Origin of the sequence: Armatimonas sp. (assembly GCF_043760365.1) — a bacterium.
GTDB lineage: Bacteria > Armatimonadota > Armatimonadia > Armatimonadales > Armatimonadaceae > Armatimonas.
In genome coordinates this window covers 1-4,019 of sequence record NZ_JAYUPA010000660.1, presented here as the reverse complement: position 1 = coordinate 4,019, position 4,019 = coordinate 1, and the positions used below count along the sequence as shown (strand labels likewise).

The window sequence follows — 4,019 nt, the reverse complement described above, 5'->3', positions numbered from 1 at the left end:
AGGACGTATCCAAGGCGACGCGCTTGATCTGCTCGATGGGCACTTGGGAGAAGATCCGGACGGAGCGAACCGGGCCATCACACGCCACGGAGATTCCTGGAGCGTAGCGGAGCTGTGGGCGACGAACCCAAGCAACAGCCGAAACCAGCCCGGCGGCAAAGTCTCCAGGCTCCAGGCGCGGGGCAAGCTGCGACGGCAGGATAAACTCCACGCTCGCCCCCACGGCTCTGCCCTCTTCGGTCTCCGTAAACCAGTCCGTGAGCGGACGAGCGTTAAGATAGGGAACGGATCCCAGCTTATAAATGAACGCGTTCATAAATAAATTGTACCACATTTTAGTGTATAATCTCTAGCAATTATGAGCATGGATGAAACGCCGATGACGACTCCCACCACGACACCTCCCGCGACCAAAGGGGTTACGCCACGAAAACTCCTGGGCTGGAGTCTTCTGCTTCTTATTGGAGGCGGGGTTGTTAACTTTGGGATCAATACCTTCCTGACAAAATCGCAGCTTGGCCAGGTTGCCAGCAAAGACCCCGCGCAGCAGCAAGACGGGGTTGCGAAGCTCATGGGACGTAAAGTTCTCTTCGATGCCCTTCAGGGCGGCGCTCCCCCACCCACACGCCTGGCAGCCATCGCCACTCTTCAGGCACTGACGGCGGGCGGAAAGAACAAAGACGCCTTTGAGCAGCTCCTCCAGATGTGTAAAGACCCCGATACCGAGTCGGCGGAGAAGAAGACCCACCCCGTGCGCGATGCCGCTCGCAGCGCCGTCGCCGCGGTTGGTGCGAGCTACGCCGAGCGCCTATTAGATGCCGCCAAAGACCCGGACGGCAACATTCGCGACGGTGCGCGGGAAGCGCTCAAGAAAATCGGTGCGCCCCTCAAGGAGCAGATGGCAAAGCGTCTGAGCGATAAAGACCTGCGCGGACCCATGGGCGAGGTACTGGCGGGGATCGGGCCGGAGACGGTGGTTTTGATCGCGCCCTACCTTAGTGATGAGAAAATTAAGACAGACGCGGGAGCGAAGATATCGCTCATCGAGACGCTGGGGAAGTTCAGTGTCCCCGAAGCCGCGACTCCCATCCTGCCGTTCATCTCCGACACCGACCCTAATGTCCGCCGCTCGGTGATCACCTCACTGGCCAACAACGGTGATCCTGTCGGTGCCCCCGTGCTGATTCAGGCGCTCCAGAGCACCGACACCGACGCATCGGCCCGCGCCGCCGCCGCCGGTGCTCTGGGCGGTATCGCGACCCCCGAAGCGAACGCCGCGATGCTCACGGCTCTGAGTGACTACGACACCTTTGTGGGAATTGCTGCCGCCGCGGGGCTGCGCCGGGCAGGTGATGCCGCCGCCGCGCAAGTGGCTCAGGCACTGGCGAGCGCAAGCCCTTCCGTTCGCGCCCTTGCGGCGGAGGCATCCGGCGGCCAGCGCTCGTCCACGCTCGCTACCAAGGCACTTACGGACTCTGACCCCGCCGTGCGTGCAAAAGCCGCCGCCGCTTTGGGCGAGGTGCTCTTCCGTGCCGCCAGTATTCGCAAGACTCTTGTGGCGCTCGCCTCCCCCACCGATGACAAAGCCCGTGATCTCGCGGTCACCGAGCTGTTGCGCTTCGGGGCGGAGAAAGAGGTGAGTGGCGCAGGAATCCCCGCAGCCGCAAAAGCAAATGTAATCGCTTATTACACGGCCAAACGGGACGCGGAAAAAGACGATAAAAAGAAAGCCACCTGGGACAAGCGTATCGCCAAGCTCACCACGGCGGCTCCCCTCTCCGCTCTTGCCTTCCCCACGGAGTTTGCGCCGCTCATCACCGCCCTCGCCGATAAAGAAGGCGCTTCGGAGGCCGCTGCCGTCGCGCTGGGTCGCCTAGGGACGGTCGCGGTGGAGGCACTGAAGGCGAAGCTGGGCAGTGGCGACGATACCCTGGCCTACTACGCCTCCAAAGCACTGGCGAGCGTCGGTCGCGATGCCGTAGACAGGATCCTGCCACTGGCCACCGACGGCAACCCCGCCGCGCGCTGGGCCGCCATCACGCTCGGGGAGATCCGTGACCCGAAAGCTGCCGCCGCACTGGAAGCCCTCGCCAAGTCCAAAAATGAGGACACTGCCTACATTGCACAGGCCGCACTCTCCAAAGTGAAACCCGGCTAACATAACATAGGATGAATATGGCACCTTTGCGTTTTGGAATTGTAGGCTGTGGCGGGATCGCGGGGCTGCATGCGCGGACATTTCGCGACGGACTGGAAAGAGACGGCACCGCGCAGTTAATCGCCGGTGCGGAGACGGACCCCGAGCGGCGCGAGGCCTTTGGGACTAAGTGGAGTCTCCCCATGCACGACTCGCTGGAAAGCTTGCTGGCCCGCGACGATATTGACGCGGTCGCGATTACATCACCCAGCGGCCTGCACGCTGCGCACGCGATCCAGGTCGTCAAGTCCGGACGGCACGCGCTCTCGGAGAAACCTCTGGACACCAGTGCCGAGCGTGCCGCCGCCGCCGTGGCTGCGGCAAAAGAGGCAGGCGTCGTGCTGGGGGGCATCTTCCAGCAGCGCTTCAACGCGGGCGTTCAGAAAGTACGGCGCGCGGTGCAAGCGGGGGCTTTTGGGGAGCTGGTCTATGTACACTGCGAGACTCCCTGGTACCGCGCCCAGAGCTACTACGACTCGGGCGCGTGGCGTGGGACGTGGGATCTAGACGGCGGCGTGCTCTCCAATCAGGGAGTGCACATGGTAGATCGCCTACTCTGGCTGGCGGGCGACTGGGACGAGGTGCTGCACTCCGTCTGCTCTCTCGGGAAGTTCCGCAACATCGAAGCCGAGACGCTGGGCGTCGCCACGGTACGTCTCAAAAACGGCGCGATTGCCACCATCACGGGCACCACGCTCGCCTACGACGGCCTCGCTCAGCGTGTGCTGATCTGCGGCACCAATGGGAGCGCGGCCTTTCACGGGGAAGAGCTAGTGACGTTCAAGACCCGCGAGCCGTTCGAGGAAATGAAGGAAGCAACCGAAAATGCTTCTCGTACCACCGACACCGACAACAAAGCCGCCGACCCGCTCGCGCTCTCGTCTAATCAGCATGAGGCCAACTACCGCGACTTTATCGCCGTGGTTCGTGAGGGCAAAGAGTCGCTTATCAAGCCCGAGGAGGGTGTACGTGTCGTCGCGCTCCTCAACGCCATCTACGCCGCCGCGGGAGCAGGTCCATACACGGGGTAAAAAAGTTCTGGGGAAAGCCGCTGCTGGCCTTACTGGTGGTCGGGGCCTTTTTGTTCTGGCTCACACCGATGGACACGGGCTTCAACGGCCCCTACCACCTCGCTAAGCACCTACTCAAGGGTGAAGTCGCGTTTACCGAGCGAACCCCCTACTGGGAAATGTACGAACGGGAGGGGAAGTTTTACCTCTGTTACGCTCCACTTGCCAGTGCGGTTCTCGTGCCGTTTGTGTTTCTCTCCGGTGGACACCTGACGCAGCCAGTACTCAATACGCTGTTTTTACTTTTTTCGGGCATCGGGCTCTGGTGCTTCCTGCGACGGCTCCGTCCCTGCCGCTCCCGTGCGCCCCTCGCCACCGCTGCCTATCTCCTCGCGACCCCCTTGTTCTACTCCGCGACCCAGGGAAGTGTCTGGTTTTTGCTCCACACCGAAGGGCTTTTCTTCTCCATGGCAGCGATGGCATTTCTGGTGCACAGGCGCTGGTTTGCCTTCGGATTGAGTTTTGCATGCGCGTGTGCCTGTCGAAACGCACTTCTCTTCACCCTTATGGCGCTCTGGCCGGGGGGCTATCGGGCCGCTGACTCTCTGGCTGGTTCTTCAGTGGAGCATGACAGGAAGCCTCTTTGTCACCGGTTACAGCCTGGCCTATGCCGAGTGGAAGCAGCTTCCTGTCTACCAGACGGCGTTTTTCCAGGATAACCTAAGCTTCTATTTCTGGCGGTTCCCCGAGCTTCGCCCCACAGCGCCGTGGCTGCACTTCGGCCCTGGCGGTCAGTCGGCGTGGGTGATCAG

At 61.9% G+C, this 4,019-nt stretch carries 5 protein-coding genes; 3 read left to right on the top strand and 2 right to left on the bottom strand.

Annotated features, from left to right (window positions below; translation table 11 throughout):
* Positions 1–316 (bottom strand): MqnA/MqnD/SBP family protein (locus ACH2EH_RS15290; protein WP_395142904.1); only part of this gene is annotated, 316 nt, incomplete at its 3' end.
* A 42-nt stretch (positions 317–358) separates the two neighbouring features.
* Here ACH2EH_RS15290 and ACH2EH_RS15285 point away from each other — a divergent pair.
* Together ACH2EH_RS15285 and ACH2EH_RS15280 are read left to right on the top strand one after the other, a co-directional pair.
* Positions 359–2,158, top strand: a complete 1,800-nt coding sequence (locus ACH2EH_RS15285) for a HEAT repeat domain-containing protein (protein ID WP_395142903.1) — start codon at positions 359–361, stop codon at positions 2,156–2,158.
* 17 nt (positions 2,159–2,175) lie between these two features.
* Positions 2,176–3,228 (top strand): Gfo/Idh/MocA family protein, encoded by a 1,053-nt coding sequence (locus ACH2EH_RS15280; protein WP_395142902.1) that lies wholly within the window; start codon positions 2,176–2,178, stop codon positions 3,226–3,228.
* Between the two features lie 278 nt (positions 3,229–3,506).
* Here the strand turns inward: ACH2EH_RS15280 and ACH2EH_RS15275 are convergent, their stop codons facing one another.
* Positions 3,507–3,653, bottom strand: coding sequence for a hypothetical protein (locus ACH2EH_RS15275; protein WP_395142901.1), 147 nt, complete (start codon positions 3,651–3,653; stop codon positions 3,507–3,509).
* Positions 3,654–3,741: 88 nt separating this feature from the next.
* Between ACH2EH_RS15275 and ACH2EH_RS15270 the strand changes: the two genes are divergently transcribed.
* A partial coding sequence (locus tag ACH2EH_RS15270) for a hypothetical protein (RefSeq protein WP_395142900.1) occupies positions 3,742–4,019 on the top strand: 278 nt, incomplete at its 3' end.

Coding starts and splice junctions, on each gene's coding strand:
- ACH2EH_RS15285 (WP_395142903.1), top strand. CDS start 359: ATGAGCATGGATGAAACGCCGATGACGACTCCCACCACGACACCTCCC.
- ACH2EH_RS15280 (WP_395142902.1), top strand. CDS start 2,176: ATGGCACCTTTGCGTTTTGGAATTGTAGGCTGTGGCGGGATCGCGGGG.